At 53.0% G+C, this 17,152-nt stretch carries 15 protein-coding genes; 8 read left to right on the top strand and 7 right to left on the bottom strand.

The features are described 5' to 3' along the window. Nucleotides 1–3: 3 nt before the first annotated feature. Nucleotides 4–1,152, bottom strand: coding sequence for an efflux RND transporter periplasmic adaptor subunit (locus LGT44_RS03030; RefSeq protein WP_145465994.1), 1,149 nt, complete (start codon nt 1,150–1,152; stop codon nt 4–6). 260 nt (nt 1,153–1,412) lie between these two features. On the opposite strand from LGT44_RS03030, the gene LGT44_RS03035 reads away from it, so the two are divergent. The 5 genes from LGT44_RS03035 to gcvP all read left to right on the top strand — a co-directional run bounded on the left by LGT44_RS03035 (nt 1,413) and on the right by gcvP (nt 7,989). Beyond that, nucleotides 1,413–2,429, top strand: a complete 1,017-nt coding sequence (locus LGT44_RS03035; RefSeq protein WP_145465995.1) for a helix-turn-helix transcriptional regulator — start codon at nt 1,413–1,415, stop codon at nt 2,427–2,429. A gap of 32 nt (nt 2,430–2,461) precedes the next feature. Then, the gene (locus tag LGT44_RS03040) at nt 2,462–3,142 is read left to right on the top strand and encodes a TetR/AcrR family transcriptional regulator (RefSeq protein ID WP_230331836.1); all 681 of its coding nucleotides are present in this window, start codon (nt 2,462–2,464) and stop codon (nt 3,140–3,142) included. 285 nt (nt 3,143–3,427) lie between these two features. Beyond that, entirely contained in the window at nt 3,428–4,522 is a 1,095-nt protein-coding gene (gene gcvT, locus LGT44_RS03045) for a glycine cleavage system aminomethyltransferase GcvT (protein WP_230331835.1), read from the top strand. A gap of 49 nt (nt 4,523–4,571) precedes the next feature. Next, entirely contained in the window at nt 4,572–4,955 is a 384-nt protein-coding gene (gene gcvH / locus LGT44_RS03050) for a glycine cleavage system protein GcvH (RefSeq protein ID WP_230331834.1), read from the top strand. Between the two features lie 118 nt (nt 4,956–5,073). Next, nucleotides 5,074–7,989, top strand: coding sequence for an aminomethyl-transferring glycine dehydrogenase (gcvP, locus tag LGT44_RS03055; RefSeq protein WP_230331833.1), 2,916 nt, complete (start codon nt 5,074–5,076; stop codon nt 7,987–7,989). 117 nt (nt 7,990–8,106) lie between these two features. On the opposite strand, the gene LGT44_RS03060 is transcribed toward gcvP, so the two are convergent. The 6 genes from LGT44_RS03060 to LGT44_RS03085 form a co-directional block, all read right to left on the bottom strand. Continuing rightward, the gene (locus LGT44_RS03060) at nt 8,107–8,709 is read right to left on the bottom strand and encodes a DUF4326 domain-containing protein (protein WP_408033924.1); all 603 of its coding nucleotides are present in this window, start codon (nt 8,707–8,709) and stop codon (nt 8,107–8,109) included. 4 nt (nt 8,710–8,713) lie between these two features. After that, complete coding sequence (locus LGT44_RS03065; protein WP_230331831.1) at nt 8,714–9,151, bottom strand: DUF488 domain-containing protein; 438 nt, start codon at nt 9,149–9,151, stop codon at nt 8,714–8,716. Then, entirely contained in the window at nt 9,151–9,825 is a 675-nt protein-coding gene (locus tag LGT44_RS03070) for a dual OB domain-containing protein (RefSeq protein ID WP_230331830.1), read from the bottom strand. Before LGT44_RS03070 ends, LGT44_RS03065 begins: the two co-directional genes overlap by 1 nt. Before the next feature lie 438 nt (nt 9,826–10,263). Next, a complete protein-coding gene (locus LGT44_RS03075) occupies nt 10,264–11,787 on the bottom strand; it encodes a Fic family protein (RefSeq protein WP_230331829.1) in 1,524 nt (507 codons plus the stop codon). 325 nt (nt 11,788–12,112) lie between these two features. After that, nucleotides 12,113–12,532 carry a hypothetical protein gene (locus tag LGT44_RS03080; protein ID WP_230331828.1) on the bottom strand — a complete coding sequence of 140 codons (420 nt, stop codon included), beginning with the start codon at nt 12,530–12,532 and terminating at the stop codon, nt 12,113–12,115. Next, complete coding sequence (locus LGT44_RS03085; protein WP_230331827.1) at nt 12,529–13,146, bottom strand: HD domain-containing protein; 618 nt, start codon at nt 13,144–13,146, stop codon at nt 12,529–12,531. The genes LGT44_RS03080 and LGT44_RS03085 overlap by 4 nt, the downstream gene beginning before the upstream one ends. Nucleotides 13,147–13,315: 169 nt before the next feature. Here LGT44_RS03085 and LGT44_RS03090 point away from each other — a divergent pair, with 169 nt between their 5' ends. The 3 genes from LGT44_RS03090 (at nt 13,316) to LGT44_RS03100 (ending at nt 17,127) form a co-directional block, all read left to right on the top strand. Then, nucleotides 13,316–13,924, top strand: coding sequence for a TetR/AcrR family transcriptional regulator (locus LGT44_RS03090; protein WP_145466013.1), 609 nt, complete (start codon nt 13,316–13,318; stop codon nt 13,922–13,924). Between the two features lie 389 nt (nt 13,925–14,313). Then, nucleotides 14,314–16,272: a metallophosphoesterase family protein gene (locus tag LGT44_RS03095; protein ID WP_230331826.1), complete on the top strand. Its 1,959-nt coding sequence runs from the start codon at nt 14,314–14,316 to the stop codon at nt 16,270–16,272. Between the two features lie 297 nt (nt 16,273–16,569). Then, nucleotides 16,570–17,127 carry a GNAT family N-acetyltransferase gene (locus LGT44_RS03100; protein WP_230331825.1) on the top strand — a complete coding sequence of 186 codons (558 nt, stop codon included), beginning with the start codon at nt 16,570–16,572 and terminating at the stop codon, nt 17,125–17,127. The last annotated feature ends 25 nt before the right edge of the window (nt 17,128–17,152 follow it).

Raw genomic sequence — 17,152 nt, forward strand, 5'->3', positions numbered from 1 at the left:
TCCTTATTCAGCCACAGCCGGTACCGGCACAGCAGGTGCCGCTTCCACCAGCGCAGACTCCGGCAGCGTCACCACACGGCCATGGCTCAGATAAGACGCACCCGCCACCACAACCTGTTCACCATCCTGTAAACCACCGGTGATCACCAGCTGATCATGATCCAGCGCCAGAAGCGGCAGACGGCGTAACTGCGCCTGATACTCACCGTCGTTGTTCTGCACCACAAACACCTCCACTTCGGCGCGAGCCCCCTGATGACCGCCCTGATGAGCACTCTGGGCCGCAGGCTGTTTGTTATAGGTCCGGACCATAGCGCCAACCGGCAGCAACACCGCCGGACGGGTCTGTGCCGGCATAATCACAGCATGGCCAACAAAACCGGCCAGCAGCGGCTGCTCAGGTTTAGCGCTCACACGTAATTCGATCTCAAAGGTCTGACTGGCATCGGCGCGTCCGGCCAGCTCACTCAGCTCCGCCTGAAATATTTCACCGGGGTAAGCATCAAAGGTTACTTCGGCGTGATCCTGCAGACGCAGACGAACGATATCTTTGTCGGTCACTCCGGCACGCAGCACCCAGCCACTGGTGCGGGCGGCAAACAGAAACACCGGCTTGCCATTGCTGACCATTTCATTAGCTTCTACCGAACGCTTCAGCACCCGGCCATCAGCCGGTGCACGGATAACCGCATGGCGCTGATTAAAACGCGCAACGGTCAGGTCAGAGCGGGCAACATCCACCTGGGTTTCGGCACTCTGTAACTGCTCCACCGACAAGGCATCCAGCCCCTGCAGCGACTGAAAACGCGCCAGATTACGCTCGGCATTGGCCAGCACCGATTCAGCCTTGGCCACCTGCGCGTCGATTTCTTCCAGATCGAGGGCCGCCAGCACCTGCCCGGCTTTTACCCACTGCCCTTCATCCACCGCCACGCGGCGTACCAGGCCATTGATTTTAAACGCCAGATTCTGTTCAGACTTATTTTCCAGCACACCACTGATACGCAGCGGCCGGGCATATTCCTGCCATTGCACACTGACGGTTTCGACCGGTAAAGCCGGTTGTGCCAGAGCAGATCCGGCCAGAAAAAGGCCAATTAAGGTAAAAAGAAAACGGCCGGAATGACGACCTTGCAGACGCAGAAAAAACATAGGGCGCTCCTGTTGTAATTATGCAAACCCATTGATCACGACGAACACCGCCGGGCGCATTAACAACACCGGCATGTTTACAGTGAAAACATACTATGACGACAATGTGAGCATCGTCAACACAACAAAAATGTCCCATCCGGAAAATCTTTGGGTGGTTACAGGCCATTTCTGGGTAGATGTCTGCCAGATAACACATTGTTAAACGTTTGTTTTGCCGTACAGTTCTGCACTCTCACCACATAAAAAAAAGACACACCATGGGCCCTTTAAACTGTACTGCTAACTCACTGCATATTTTGCTGCGCCTGTTGGCCAGCAAAGGCATTAAAAATCAGCAACTGCCGCCAATGGATTTGCCGGCCGATGCATTGTTTAACAGCCGCAGCCGCGTTGCGGTCAGCCAGATCCTGAACCTGCTCGACTGGGCACAGGAACAGCTGCCGCAACAGAATCTGGCACTCGACTACGGTCTGGCGCTGGCACTGCATCAGGAAACGCTGTTTAACACTCTGGCGCAGGGCTGCGCACTGCTGCGTGAAGACAACCTGCTGACGCGACTGTTTGGTCTGTATCAGGAAGACGATGGCGAAACCTGCCATATCGAGCTGCGCTGGCGCGCCAATCCGACGGTGGCCGAGCAACTGCCGGCCAGTGTGCTGGATGTACTGGTTGCCTGGCTGCACGCCACCTGCCTGCCACTGACCGCCACCAGCCACAGCGATATTCAGCTGTTCCTGCCGCAAGGCTGCGAACAACCACAGCGTTACGCCGCTTATGTGCCGCTGAAGATTCATTTCAACGCACCGTACCTGGCCATCCGCCTGCCGACACGCCTGCTGCACAACGAGGCTGACCCGCATAATCTGCCGCAACTGCAGCGCGAACTGCCACCGCGACCGAGCATGCTGGTCGCCAGCAAAGCGGCCAATCTGCTGCGCGCTGAACTGCCGGAACCGCCATCACTGGAGCAGCTGTCACAGGCGCTCAGCCTGAGTGAACGCACCTGTAAACGGCGCCTGCAGGACAGTGGCACGCACTACCAGAAGCTGCTGTCCGAACTGCGCCTGATTCAGGCCCGCGACTGGCTGCAGCGACGGGTTTATAACGTCACGCAACTGTCCGCTGAACTGGGCTATTCCAGCGTTGCAAACTTCTCCAAAGCGTTTAAAAAATGGTGTGGGTACTCTCCCAGCCAGGCGCATCTGGCGAAAAACGGCAGCGTCAGCGGCACGCCGGCGGAACAGAATAAACAGCTCAGTGAAGTTGACGCTTAAGGCGTAACTGGTTTGAATAGCGGGAATCTTTTATGGATCTCCCGATGACCAGCGTCGCCTCAAACCAGAACAACGCCACCACCAGCTACCACCACGGTAATCTGCGTGAGGCTTTGCTGAGCGCAGCGGTCGACAGCATCCGTGAACAGGGCGCCGAGAATCTCAGCCTGCGCGCCCTGGCACGGGTGGTCGGCGTTTCACAAACCGCCCCCTACCGCCACTTTGCCGATAAAAATGGCCTGCTGGTCGAACTGGCACGCCAGACCTTCGATGAACTCAGCGGTATTACCAGCGACTGTATAGACCCCAGCCTGAGCAGTGCCGAGAACCTGCTGCGGGCCGGCGAGGCCTACCTGCGTTATGCCATTGCCAATCCGGAAAAGTACCGTCTTATTTTCGGCAGCAGCATCACCAACCGCGAACAATATCCGCAACTACGCACATCCGCCCACAGTGCCTTTAACGTGTTGCTGCAGCTGATGGCTGAAGGGGCGCAGCGCGGCGAATTCCTCAACACAGAGCCGATGATTCTGGCCAATAACTGCTGGTCGTCGATCCACGGTTTTGCCCTGCTGACCATCGACGGCGTGTTTGCCCGCAAGGAACAACCGCTGGGCTTTGACGACATGCTGCGCACACACCTGCAGCTGACCCTGCGCGCGATTCAGTACATCCCGCAAAACCTGCCCGGTGCCATACCTTTTTCTGACTGAACAGTCAGATTTCCACCATTTAAGGTAACAGCATCAACCCAGCGGCCATGCGGCCCGCAGGCTTAAACAGGCCAATATTTATAAAATGGAACCATAGTCCAGCTATTTACAGATTGGAGGGTGCCTAAGTCCGTTTTAGGCGCTATACTGCCGCCCTTTTTTACGATCTGAAACAAAGCATTCGTCCGCTTTTACAGCAGACAAAGCACCCTCTGCCAGAGCGCAGGCGGGGCAGAATAAAGACAGCAAACGATCACATCACGACTGACTACAGCAGGACATAACATGGCCAAGCAAACCGCTCTGTACGCCAAGCACCTCGAAGCCAACGGCAAAATCGTCGACTTTGGTGGTTGGGATATGCCCATCCATTACGGCTCGCAGATTCAGGAACACAAAGCTGTGCGCGAGCAGGCCGGTATGTTCGACGTATCGCATATGACCATCGTCGATGTGCGCGGCCCGGATGCCACCGCCTACCTGCAGAAACTGCTGGCCAACGATGTCGCTAAGCTGCAGGAAACCGGCAAAGCCCTGTACTCCGGCATGCTGAATAACGAAGGCGGTGTGATCGACGACTTAATCGTCTACAAAATGGATGGCTGGTACCGCACCGTGGTGAACTGCTCCACCCGCGAAAAAGATCTGGAGTGGATGTCACGGCAGAGCAAAGGCTTTGAAGTCAGCCTCACCGAACGCCCGGAACTGGCCATGGTTGCCGTGCAGGGCCCGAAAGCCATTGAGCTGGTAAAACAGGTAAAAGCCGACGCCGCCGAACTGATCGACAGCCTGAAAATTTTCCAGGGCAAAGGCAAAGGCGAATGGTTCTACGCCCGTACCGGTTACACCGGTGAAGACGGTCTGGAAATTATGGTGCCGGAAGCCGAAGTGGCTGAATTCTGGCAGCAGCTGCTGGATGCCGGCGTTGCTCCGGCCGGTCTGGGCGCGCGTGATACCCTGCGTCTGGAAGCCGGTATGAATCTGTACGGCAACGATATGGACGAAAGCATTTCGCCACTGCAGGCCGGCATGGGCTGGACCATTGCCTGGGAACCGGCAGAGCGTGATTTTATCGGCCGTGCCGCACTGGAAGCCGAAAAAGCAGAGCGCGCAGCTAACCCACAGCAGGCGCTGAAGCAGGTTGGCCTGGTACTCGAAGAGCGCGGCGTGATGCGTTCACACCAGAAGGTTGTGGTTGACGGCGTTGGCGAAGGTGAAATCACCTCCGGTACCTTCTCCCCGAGTCTGGAGTATTCCATTGCCATGGCGCGCGTACCAGTTGGCACAGCAGACAAGTGTCTGGTGGAAATGCGTGGTAAATTAGTGCCCGCACGCGTGGTTAAGCTGCCATTCGTCCGTAACGGCAAGCAGCAGTTCTGATACCTTAACGAATTCGTTTTACGCTTTTTATTTTTGAGTGGAGATCAACATGAGCAATATCCCAGCCGAACTGAAATACGTGACTTCCCATGAGTGGATCCGTCTCGAAGCCGACGGCACCGTAACCATCGGTATTACCGATTTTGCCCAGGCTCAGCTGGGTGACGTGGTATTCGTTGAACTGCCTGAAGTCGGTGCCGAAGTGGAAGCCGAGCAGGACATCGCCGTAGTTGAATCGGTGAAAGCCGCTTCCGACATCTACGCGCCACTGGCCGGTAAAATCATCGCCGTTAACGACGCGCTGGTTGATACTCCGGAAATGGTTAACGAAGATCCGTACGGCAACGCCTGGTTCTTCAAAATGGAACTGGCTAACGCCGACGACCTGAACAACCTGCTCGACGCCGACGCTTACGCGGCTGCCTGCGAGTAAGACGACACCACTGGCGCCTGCCGCAGCGCAGGCGCAGTGATTAAGAAGTGCCGTTAAGACGTGCTGTTAACACCGTTAGCAGCACTGCCTCACCAGCTTAACTTTTTTGAGTTCTCCCATGACCACACTGTCTCTTAAAGATCTGGAACAACGCGATAATTTTATCGGCCGTCACATTGCCTCCAATGGCGCAGGCCCGGACAGCAACGAAGAAGCCGCTCTGCTGGCTGCCGTTGGTGCCGACTCGCTGGAAGCCCTGAGTGCCGAAATCGTGCCTGCTGATATTCTGCGCGCGCCTTTCCTCGACATTGCCGACGGTAAAAGCGAATACGATGCGCTGAATTATTTAAAGTCGCTGGCGGCGAAAAATAAGATCTTTAAGAGCTACATCGGTCTGGGTTACCACGACACCATTATTCCGCCGGTGATTCTGCGCAACGTGCTGGAAAATCCGGGCTGGTACACCGCCTACACCCCTTACCAGCCGGAAATTGCCCAGGGCCGCCTCGAAGCCCTGCTGAACTTCCAGCAAATGGTGATCGACTTTACCGGCATGGAGCTGGCCAACGCCTCGCTGCTGGACGAAGGCACCGCCGCTGCCGAAGCCATGGCCATGGCCAAGCGCTCGGTGAAGAAAAACAAATCCAACACTTTCTACATTGATGAAAACTGCCTGCCGCAGACCATCGACGTGGTGAAAACCCGCGCCGAAGCCTTTGGCTGGGACGTACTGGTTGGCCCGGCGGATGCCGCTGCCGACGCCGATGTATTCGGCGCACTGTTCCAGTATCCGGGTAAAAACGGTGACGTACGCGACTTCACCGACGTGATTACCGCCCTGCACGCCAAAGACGCGCTGGCTGCCGTGGCCACCGACCTGATGGCGCTGGTGATGCTGAAAGCACCGGGCGAAATGGGTGCCGACATCGTTCTGGGTAACGCCCAGCACTTCGGTGTGCCGATGGGCTTTGGTGGCCCACACGCGGCGTTCTTCGCCACCCGCGATGCTTACAAGCGGAATATTCCCGGCCGTATTATCGGTGTTTCTATCGACGCTCAGGGCAAGCCTGCGCTGCGTATGGCACTGCAGACCCGTGAACAGCATATCCGCCGCGAGAAGGCCAACTCCAACATCTGTACTGCACAAGTGCTGCTGGCCAACTTAAGCTCGTTCTACGCCGTCTACCACGGCCCGCAGGGTCTGAAGACCATTGCCGGCCGTATTCACCGTTTAACCGATATTCTGGCAGCCGGTCTGCAGGCTCAGGGCATTGAACTGGTCAACAACAATTGGTTCGACACCCTGACCTTTAACGCCAGCGACAAAGCCGCGGTACTGGCCCGTGCCGAAGCGCGTGAAGTGAACCTGCGTGACGATGCCGCTCTGGGTATGGCAGCAAACACTCTGGGGGTCAGCCTGCATGAGAAAACCTCCGCCGCCGACGTTCAGGAACTGTTCGATATTATTCTTGGCGAAGGTCATGGTCTGGACGTGTACGCACTGGATGCGCAGATTGTTGCCAACGGCTCCAACAGCATCGACGCCGGTCAGGCACGTAACACCGCCTTCCTGACCCACCCGACCTTCAGCCGCTACCATACCGAGCATGAAATGCTGCGTTATATGAAGCGTCTGGAGTCGAAAGACCTGGCCATGAACCACAGCATGATCACGCTGGGTTCCTGCACCATGAAACTGAACGCCACCACCGAAATGATTCCGGTCACCTGGCCTGAGTTCTCCAATATTCACCCGTTCGCGCCTAAGTCACAGACCGTTGGCTACGAACAGATGATTGCCGAGCTGGACGACTACCTCAAAGCCGTTACCGGTTTTGACGCCATCTGTATGCAACCGAACTCCGGTGCGCAGGGCGAATACGCCGGTCTGCTGGCGATCAAGAAATACCACGAGAGCCGTGGCGAAGGTCACCGTAACGTCTGTCTGATTCCGCGCTCTGCCCACGGTACTAACCCAGCGTCGGCGCAAATGGCCTCGATGCGCGTTGTGGTTACCAACTGCGATGACGAAGGTAACGTCGACTTTGACGACCTGAAGAAAAAAGCCGAAGAAATCGGCGACCAGCTGTCGTGCCTGATGCTGACCTACCCGTCGACCCACGGCATTTACGAACAGGGCGTGCGTGAAATCTGCGATCTGGTACACAGCCTCGGCGGCCAGGTGTATATGGACGGTGCCAACCTGAACGCACAGGTAGGTATTACCCAGCCGGCGTTTATCGGTGCCGATGTATCGCACATGAACCTGCACAAAACCTTCGCTATTCCACACGGCGGCGGCGGCCCGGGCATGGGCCCTATCGGCGTTGCCAAACACCTGGCGCCATTCGTGGCCAACCACGCGGTACGCCCGCTGGAGAACGAAGCCAAAGGCAATGGTGCGGTATCGGCTGCGCCATACGGCTCCGCCAGCATTCTCACCATCAGCTGGATGTACATCACCCTGATGGGCGGCAAAGGCCTGCGTCGTGCGACCCAGAACGCACTGCTGAAAGCCAACTACCTGGCCAAGCGTCTGTCGGCTCACTACCCGATTCTGTACTCCGGCCAGAACGGCCGCGTAGCGCACGAATGTATCGTTGACCTGCGTCCGCTGAAAGCCGAAAGCGGCATTACCGAAGTGGATATCGCCAAGCGCTTAATGGACTACGGTTTCCACGCGCCGACCATGTCGTTCCCGGTTGCGGGCACCTTTATGATCGAGCCGACCGAATCGGAATCCAAAGCCGAAATCGACCGCTTTGCCGACGCCATGATCAGCATTAAAGGTGAAATCGACGCGGTACTGCGCGGTGAACTGGATGCGGAAAACAACCCGCTGAAAAACGCCCCGCACACCGCACCGGTAATTGCCGGCGAATGGGACCGTCCGTACAGCCGCGAACTGGCCGCTTACCCGGCTAAAGAACTCGGCGCCCATAAATTCTGGCCAACCGTTGGCCGTATTGATGATGTGTACGGCGACCGTAACCTGATTTGTTCTTGCCCGGCGATTGAGAATTACGAGGACTGATTTTTGTCGTAGTTTGAGTTAAATAAAAAGCCCGCAATTGCGGGCTTTTTAACGCCCGGCTCACTTGGAGCCGAGGAGAGGCGGAAAATCGGTCGCTGTGCAGCCGATTGTTAAGCACTACTCCCCGTCATCCCATGAATTAAGGAAGTCTGCCAACACATCACCGTGACACGCCTCTGGCTTGCAAAAACAACCAAGTCTTTTCCCAGCCAGCTTGTATACTTCAGACTTATCTTTATTAGGAAATTTCTCAAAATCAAAATCGTACTTGAACTTCCTTATAACCTCGCCCCTATCATCACCATCTTCATACATTGAGTAAGGGTTGCCCCAATATGAGCCCCTCCCAATATACTCGTACTTTTCATTCGAAGTGAGTCCTTTATACTCCGTATCTTTTTTGATATTTATAACTCTAGTGATCTTAATTTTTATTCTTCTAACTACCACGCCCCTAAACTTAAGTCCAGATAATTCATCTACGAATTCTTCTCCGTCATCAAATATAACAGCATGAGTAACCTGCTCAAATCCAAGCTCGGAAATGATTTCTTTAGTCACGCCGGAAAGGTGACTGCCTATATATCTTTCGATGAATCCATTTGAATCCGAGCAATAAAAAATCTTTTTCGGTACTTTTTCTGACAATATATTTCCTAGCTTTCGCTCAAACTTGCTAAAGCTCAAAAACAAACTTGGATAGAGTATTAGTAGATTCATACAGTCAGACCAAATGCTTTACTTCAAAATCAGTATCCCAAATGCTATTTAAGTACTCAATAACTAACCTTCTGTGGCAATGGTGTGGCTTATGTTCGCTACACAGCAAACATCCATCCTTAATGATTTCCTTGTCGATACTTTCAATTCTTCTTTGCGCCATGAGATTCATGAATCTGTCCTCGTACTCTTCCCATGACATTGCTCCTTTTTTATACGGATCTAAAATGCTCTTCGTAGGCGCCAAGTCTGGAATGTGGACATAATCTATGTCGCATAACTCCTTTAGGAAAAAAATCAGATCATTTTTTTTTGCAAAACCCGCCAATTGCGATACGTTGTTAAGCCTGACATCAACCAAGGTTTTGATCTCTTCATTACGGAGAAGGCCAAAGAAGCTCTCAGCCTTCTTCTGCGTAAACCCGATAGAGTATACTTTCATTACTGAACCTCGAATATTCCGGCTGCCAGCTTGTAGTAGTAGCCTTCCCAGGCTTCTCCCAAACTAACAGTCATATAGCATTGCCCAACAGGCCTATATTTCCCTTCGCCCTGAGCTAAATAAATTCGCTCAACCTCAGGATCTGTTATGGATATCAAGTAATGAGCACCACCATATGAAAACGATGCTCTCACCTTCTTTTTACCGTTTCCAAATTCAGCGCCCTCAATACGAACAACAATTTCTAGGTTTTGAGGCCGAATAAAATAAAGCGATGGACCTGCCACATTTATTGCACTTGTAGGGATACGGTCATTGGTACCATTGTAGCTTGAATGTCCAGACTGCCATAGTGAATGAGGCGCATCCAACAAAAGATCAAGAGAGTCAGTATACTGACCTTCTTTAGACCAATAATAACCGTCGTCGATTGTATAGTTTTCTATTTGAGCAGGGTGGTCTGATTTCCCTTTCAGTCTTAAGCCAATAATGTCAAAGACTTGTGCAGTGCTTCCATCCTGATAGCGCCTATCAACTTCGGAAATTTCATGACTATCCCGCTCGCTGATAGGGCGAATCCATCCGCCACACTCCCCATTTATTAGCTCTTTACCTGCTATGCAACGACCAGATACTTTCCGTGAGTTAGCTAGGCAAATGAATTTCTTATCCATGGGTTAACCCCTTTCTTGAAATGCTTAACAGTTTATTAGTGTGCGTGCGCATTAATTCCGGGAGGCTCTCTCGAGAAGCTCCGCGTAACGTATTGACCAGACAGAGAAATCGTCCATAACTCAAAAATCCTTTCCAGAAAAACGCGCACGCCTGTTAATTCTGGTTTTCTGTGCAGCTAACTTTACACCCGGCTTGTAAACCCCTCTTTTAACTCTGAGGGCAAGCTATTGATTTATTTGACGGTTAAGTTACTACCCTCTGGTAAAACGAGCAAGCACGAATGTAAAGCGTGCCAGTTTTCAAAAGAACTTAAAAATACACTGTATATACATCAGTATCTCTTTACATTATTTCTCGTTCCCACGCTCCGCGTGGGAACGCAACGGTGCCAGCAAGGGCTACCACGCAGAGCGTGGGAGCCAGATGATTTTACTTATTCAGAGGCTCAGCCCAAGCAAAACACCCAAAAACCGGGTAAACGGCGCAATATCCTGCCGCACGCTGGCGGCTTCCAGCGCTTCCATATATTCCGTGCGGCGCTCTACCGGCACCACGGTCCAGGGGTAGCCACCGGCGGCCATCATCAGGTTCATTAAAAAACGGCCCATACGGCCGTTACCATCGAAGTACGGGTGAATATACACAAAGAAAAAGTGCCCCAGCACAATGCGCACAGCCGGATGTTCTTCGTGTTGCAGCAACTCAAATAAGGCGGGCAGCATATCGCGCACGGCATCCGGCGTTGGCGGTGTGTGCATCGAGCGGCGGATATACACCGGGCCATTACGGTATCCGGCCAGATCGGTGGCGTTAATAATACCGGCGGCAACGCTGGCGCCGAATAATGCCAGGTACCAGTCACCGTGTGTTTCTTCCAACACAGTACCGGCATTCTCGCCGTTCAGAACCCGTTCCAGCGCGTGCTTTACCTGCTGAAACGCATCCCAGTAACCTTTGGCCGCCAGTGCATCGACCTGTTGACGGTCGTTGTCGTTCTGCTGCGGGTTCCAGCCTCCGGTGCGCACACGCTCAATGAGTTCAGGCGTTACCCGGTAGCCTTCGATGGATAACGAGTGATAGGCATCGCTGACGTATTTATCGCTGACATCCGTTAAATACTCCGCAGCGGATACCGGCGTGTTAAGCGGCGCAGGAAAATGTGCAATCACATCGTCGCGCATCGTCGCCCACAGCAGGCGTAAACGGTTTACATGAGGCGAGGTATCACGCCGGCCAAACTGCAGTGGCGGTTGTTCTGTAAAAGGATTCACTTCGTTAATGGTGTAGTCCGCTGCAGTCATCGCTTTAACGATGTTGCTGGCAATCTGCTCGCGGCCAATAGCGCGGAACGCACCGGCCAGCCGTCCGGCGACGGTACTGTGGCCGCCCTTTAACAACAGGCTGAGCAGTTCGGAGGCATCACTGATCATAGAAAGAGCCGTTTGCACCACCACTGGCTGGGCGACAAAATGTTTCGGTGCACAGTTCACCAGTGCCGACGCCAGGCTGTGTACGTTTAACCCTTCCAGAGTTGCTCTGTCTGCGGGTTCCGGCACGGCGAGTTTCATATCAAACACCGAGGTGCCGTACAGCAGTCCGGTTGGTTGGTTGCGGGCATTGGGCGAGCGCACCAGCAACTGGGCAGGCACGGTTCGGTCGCCAATGTGCAGGCTGAGGGATTGTTCCGGCGACAGGCACCAGTCACTCCCGAGTCGCTCGTTGAGATAATCGGCACAGAACGCCCAGAATGAGGTGTACCAGGAGGTCGTATCGCCGGGCGACTCATCCGGCGCAGAGGGAATGTACCAGCCTTTGATCACCTCTTTGATAAAGCCGTATTTCAGCAGACGCTCACGGTGGACACGGCTGAGCTGCGCCGAGCGGATAGCGGTAACGCCCTGATCCTGAAGGATTTTAAGCTGCTCTAACGAGTTTGCGAGCTTCTGCGATACATCATTCATAACACCACCGTCAGCGTATTCTGCTTTGCGGTTTATAGCTTATCATGCATTGTAATTTATAGCTTATTATGTATTACGATTTACAGCTTATTGTGCATTACGGTTTATAGCTTATTGTGCTGATCAATGCTTTTCTCGTTCCCATGCTCCGAGTGGGAATGCAACTCCGTAAGCAAAGACTCCCACGCAGAGCGTGGGAGCCAGATGTTCAGCCTTCCGCCCGTAACTCGTTCCCATGCTCCGCGTGGGAATGCAACTGAGCCAGCCAGGACTACCACGCAGAGCATGGGAGCCAGATGAGCCCGCATCCATAAGCCATTCGCCTTCAGCCTTCCGCCCGTCGCCACAGATTAAACACCGCATTATCTGCCGAGCCCATAGCCATAATAAAGGTCTGAAAATCGATTCCGGCAAAGTGCTTTTCCAGCATGAGCAGTATCTGCTCTTCTCCTTTAATGCCCTGCGGTAAATACACCGGCGTCTCTTCATTGCTCAGGTAAAAACACCACCAGACATCTTCCTGCCACGGGCCCTGGTCAGTGGTGATAATGTCGATCTGTTCTACGTCGCGGTAAGCAATATCCTGCTCGCGGCCATTGCCCTGGATTATATGCATACCGCTGTCGCTGAACTGCACGCTCTCCTGCGCACTCTTCTGCACTATCTCCTGTAAACCAGACCCGCTCACCGCTTTACCATTAACCGCGCGCTGCCAGCCGTTGCTGATTTTTTTAAAAAGGCTCATAACCATTCCTCCAGTTCCCAGTGAATATTGGCGCGGGCAACCTGCTCGCTGTGCTGTCTGAAATACGGGCTGGAGAAGATCCATTCACGCTCTAACAGCTCATGCAGAAAACGGCGACGGCCAAAGCGGTAAACAAAGTCGGGCAGGAAATACTCTTTGCGGCACTGGCTGGCATAAGCACGGTAAACCGCAGGTTCCGCCGCCAGTATCGACAGGTCGATATCCATAAACAGCTGTACTTCGCTGTCGGTCTGATACTGGTGAGTGCGGGTTGCCAGAATCAGTTGTTCAGCTTTGGCGATCACCGCTTCAGGAACCGCCAGCGGCTGCAGATATTCACGCGCCAGTGCCGCACTCAGCTCTTCGTTATTGCCTTTGTTCTGCTGAATCAGGTCATGAAACCAGATGGCAAAGAAGAACGCCGGCCAGTCTGCTATCGCCGCGCGCTGTTGCTGCGCCAGCTCCAGCATCTGCCGGATATGGCCAATGCCGTGGTAGAAGCGCTGCGCGCCGCTGTAGCTGCTCTGCAGCAGGTTAAACACCTGCTGGCAGGCCCGACTGTCGGCCCCCCACTGCTGCGCCTGTTGCTGCCATTGCTCGCTGAGTTGTTGCATCGCTGTTCTCCTTACCATTTTCTCTGGCGTGTTCTCTCTGGCGCTTTCTCTCTGCCAGTCACATCCTATAAATTGGTTGGTCAACCAACTTAAGTCAAAGATAGGTTATCCACTTCCCTGTCGTCAAGTATTTTGGTTGAATAACCAAAATACTTATCCGGGACCCATCATGGCCAGACCTTCCAATACCGGGCACCGCCGCCAGGAAATCGTCAACGGCCTGATGCAGGCCATGGCCGACAAGGGCTACGAAAAGGCCTCCATTCAGAGCATTGCCAAAGCGGCGGGCTTATCGCCGGGGCTGATTCATTATCACTTCAAAACCAAGCAGGAGATTCTGATTGCGCTGATTCATCAGATCAGCGAGCAGGCCGCGCAGCGTTTTACCCTGCTGGCAGACGCCGCCGGGAATGCCCAACAACAGCTCGATGCCTATATCGACGCCGCACTGGCGTTAGGTGATGGCAGCAACCCGGAGGCGGTAACCGCCTGGGTCATTATTGGCGCAGAGGCTGTGCGTATTGAGGAAGTGCGCGCGCTGTATCAGCAGATTATCCGCCAGCACAGCCAGCAGCTCAGCGAATTATTACAGCAGGCGGCGGCAGAGAATGGCGTAACGCTTAGCCCGTCACAAACGGCAGATATCGCCACCTTTGTGATCGCCAGTATCGAGGGCAGTTACCAGCTGGCCACCACAGCCCCGGCAGCTAACCCGGGTTATGCGGCCCGTTTACTGAAGCAGGCGCTCACAGGTATGTTGCAGGCAAATAATTCATAAGCCGAACCACTCAGCGTACGGATGCGCCAATATACGCCTGAAGTTATATTGCAGTAATATGCACTGCGGCGTTTTATTGCAGAAAATCTGCGAAAAATACTGTTCCGGAATTTTGCATGTTTTTTATTAATATCATCATCAACCCTTAACAATCAGGTGATTTTCAGTAAAAAAACGGCCATTAATGACCGGATTGAAATACTACCGACCCACTCAATAAAAAAACATCTGCTTAAAAATAATAGCAAGCCATTAACGAAGCCATTCTGAAACCATTTGAAACCTGAAGAAAACATTATTTCGCTGAGATTTTGTTTATATTAAAACTGTCACGCCATATTAATAAACAAGCCTCTCAATGCGTCCTTCAATTAAGAAGGAGTCCACCTGTGAAATCACCCCACTTACTTATCCCGCTGGCGCTGATAGGCAGCAGTTTGCTGACTGGCTGTAATGACGATTCATCCAATAAACCGGACACCACCGCCGTCGTTGTCGATGAAAAACACTACCAACCTTTTACCATTGGCCTGCTGCCTGACACTCAGGGTGGCAGTGATGCCTCCGGCCAGGCTCATGTAGCCCTGCACCCATTGCGCGAAGTATTAAAGCATCAGTCAGCGGCAGGCGCTGATATGGTTATTGCGTTAGGTGATCTGACCGATAAAGGATCGGCCGTTGAATGGCAGGAATGGACATCCGTAGCCAAAACCTATCGTGATCAGGGGATGGAGTTTTTACCGGTTATGGGTAATCACGAAATGAACTACAGCTACACCCATGCCTGGGTGGAAACAATGCGGGATTATATTCCTGAAGATGCGGTTCATATGCCAGGCTACGAGTGGATCAATTATTATGTCGTGCGCGAAAATGTTCTGGTTATCGGCCTTGCTTATTACAACCTGCCGATTGCTATCGACTGGATTGAAGAAACATTAGAAAAAACCGCCGGGCAAGTCGATCACGTGATTGTTGCCAGCCACGATGGTCTGATTGGTGCAAAGTACGGCCTCACCCGCGAACAGATTGTTGAAGGCACCAAAGACGATGACTGGGTATATGCTGTTGCTGATCAGATCCGTGCGTTGTTTTCACAACACGATGTTATTTATGTACAAGGGCATGAGCATCAATATCAGCGCTCATTAATTGCCAAAGATACAGCGCAAACCACTTTTCCGTCCGGCTCAACACCTTCCGGCGGTAATTACCGTATGAACGCTTACACGCAGATCATGGCGGGCAATGCATCCTATAAAGGCTACGAATTCCGCTATGGCGAACGTGAATTGGTGCAGATGATTATTGCACAGAAAAATGCGACCAAAAGCGGTGGTTCAACCCACTTTGACGTAAATTCCGGGCTGCTGCATTTTGATAACGACCGGGTTAATTATCAGGGATATTTTGCCGAACATACCGCCACCAGCAATAACAGCGATCAGGCCTTTACCGCCGACTGGCAATTGCATGATCAGTTCACCCGCACCGGCAACCGCTGTGAAACCGTGGTGTATCCAAACAGCATTCCTGATGGCACCCGCTCGGTAATGGTTTTCCAGCCAGATTACATCACGGATATTTGTCTGGCAGATGACGGCTCTGTGGCACGCCTCGCCGGTGGTGTGAATAACACCTTTAACCGTACCGATACCCGTGGCCGGGATATGGAATATATGCCCGGTTTTTCACGTGCAGAAACGCTGACCGATCTTACCCGCCTGGCGTATCAGTGGATGTATCAGTTTCATGAGAGCTGGACTCCTAACCTGAACGGTGAACAGCGGATTATTCCTAATACCGTTGATAATGTGCTGGATATTCCGGAAACCACTATTGATCTGAAAGAGCATATAACCCTGAGTTGGACACCGGCAACCGCTGATACCCTGTCCGATATTCTGATTGTCAGTGGTACGCAAAACCAGACCGGCGTTTATCAGGGCGATTATGGTGAAACCAAAGATATCCTCACAGACGCAGGCCTGCCCGGTTCGACCACCGATGCATCATCCGCCAAAACACCGGTTGTTCTGCCGGCCAGCGCAACACGCAACTGGAATATCAGCGATGCTGTTGCCGACGCTTACGCGGTTGAATTTAAAGGGGCAGAAAATCTGACCGCTGATAATGCTCAGCTTGCCAGCCTGAAAGCCAGCCAATGGCAACCACTGACCAGCGGCAATTGTGTAACCGCTGGCCGTTGGCTGAAAAGCTACCTGCAAACGCCACCGGTCCGCCCGGCAGAATGTGCCAGTCAACCACTGGTAGGCTACGATGCCGGCGAAAATACCTGGTGGACGGTTCTGAACCGGGATGCCGAACTGGCACTGATCACTCTCTGATACCTGTATCTTGCACAATACAGAAACAGACCTCAGCGGCCTGCCGCTGAGGTCTTTTTTTAATTCGTTTCCATACCCCGCGTAGCTCGTTTCCATGCTCCGTATAACTCGTTCCCATGCTCCGCGTGGGAATGCAATTCCGTAAAGACTACCACGCAGAGCGTGGGAGCCAGGTGATACTCCGCGTGGGAGCCAGGTGATGTATTTTTCGCTGTATTATCTGACACCTGTTTTATACGCTGGCAAAAAATACCCCATCCGCTAACATGGCCGATTGTTTATTCACTGCGCTGTTTTATGTCTTCGTTACGCCCCGCTCTCATAACCGATATTCCGGAAATTCTGCGCATTCAGGCGCTGTGCTACACCAGCATCGAGCCTGAGAGAGCCGAAGCTTTTATTAATAAATTACAGCAGGCACCCGGCTGTGCTTTTGTTGTTGAAGATAAAAACGACATTATTAAAGATGCGGGCAACAATAGTGATGCAGAGATAAAAGAAAACGGAAAATTACTGGCCTATTTATTTGCCCTGCCAATCCGCACAGAACAGCCACCCGCGCTGGATGCCGATGATTTTATCGTGCCACCGGAGGCTGATTGTTTGTATCTGCATGATTTAGCCATTGATCCCTCCGCGCGCGGCCTGGGTTTAAGCGCACCACTACTGGAGGCATTTTTTAATACTGCCAAAGCGCGGTGTTTTACCCAGACCAGTCTGATTGCCATTCAGAATTCGGTGCCGTTCTGGCAGCGTTATGGTTTTCATAACCGCCATCCGCTGTCACAGCAGCCGGAGCTGCAGGCCAGAATCAGCGTCTATGGCGAAGCCGCTTATCTGACCTGCGCGCTTTGATATAACCGATACCGGATTAAGCCGG

The organism is Thalassolituus alkanivorans (assembly GCF_020447205.1).
Taxonomy (GTDB): domain Bacteria; phylum Pseudomonadota; class Gammaproteobacteria; order Pseudomonadales; family Oceanobacteraceae; genus Venatoribacter; species Venatoribacter alkanivorans.